Raw genomic sequence first — 917 nt, 5'->3', positions numbered from 1 at the left:
GCGTCGAGCTGCCCGCCCTGCCCGCGACCCTGGGCCTGCCCGGGCTGCTGATGGACGTGCTGAGCGGCGGCGGCCGCCTCCACGGCACCCGCTACCTGCGCCAGCGGATCCACGGCGTGCCCAGCGCACTGGACCTGATCGGCTGGAGCATCGGCGCCTGGGCGCACGGACGCGCCTACGTCGCCCCGATGGACGGCTACGCTCCGGCCGCCCGCGAGGCCGCCGCCCTGGCCGACCGCGACAGCCTGGCCGCCCTGCCCGCCGCCTGACCGGCAGGCCGCGAGCGCGGGGGGCTCCCGCGCTCGCGGCATCCCGGGGACGTGTCGTGGAGATGAGCTGCCGGCTGCATCGAGCTGCTGCCGGCTCCCGGGGACCGCGCCACGTCCCCGCCCCCTCCGCGTCACGACCACGGGCGCGTGGACCTGCGCTCGCGGGTGGTGTTGTATTTTTGCCATTGTGTGTGTATGGTTGGACACGTAGCGGGGGGCATGAGGCCCCCGGCACCCCGACCAAGGAGGCACCTCCGATGCCTGAGCACCACCTTCTCGACCTCGACTCCCTGCCCTCCGCCTTCGAGCCCTGCCCGGAGTGCGGCGACGTGATGTGCCAGCCCGACCCGTGGGGCGAGGACTGCGACGACCGCGCCCGGCGCCGCCAGGCCGTGGCCACTCTGGAGGACCAGCGCCGCCAGGCCCACGCCCTCGCGGCCCCCGCCGCCGCCGCGCGCGCCCGCTACAAGCGCCTGGCCCGCCGCGACGAGCCGCACCCCGACCTGGTCCCGGCCCTGGAGGAGGCCATCCGGCTGAGCTGCCAGCGGCGGGACCTGCTGGAGCGCATCGCCACCGACTCCGAGGCCCTGGCCCGCGCGAACACCGCCCACCCCGGGCACGCCACCCTGGCCAGGAGGGCCGCCGACG

General features: G+C 76.7%; 2 protein-coding genes. Both read left to right on the top strand.

The genetic code is table 11. The features are described from left to right. A partial coding sequence (locus tag J1M39_RS11665; protein WP_206496827.1) for a hypothetical protein occupies positions 1-269 on the top strand: 269 nt, incomplete at its 5' end. Between the two features lie 257 nt (positions 270-526). Beyond that, positions 527-917: hypothetical protein (locus J1M39_RS11660; protein ID WP_206496826.1), on the top strand; the 391-nt coding region annotated here is incomplete at its 3' end.

This window comes from Micrococcus sp. KRD077 (genome assembly GCF_017168505.1).
Classification (GTDB): domain Bacteria; phylum Actinomycetota; class Actinomycetes; order Actinomycetales; family Micrococcaceae; genus Micrococcus; species Micrococcus luteus.
This window is presented reverse-complemented; position numbering and strand designations above follow the sequence as displayed.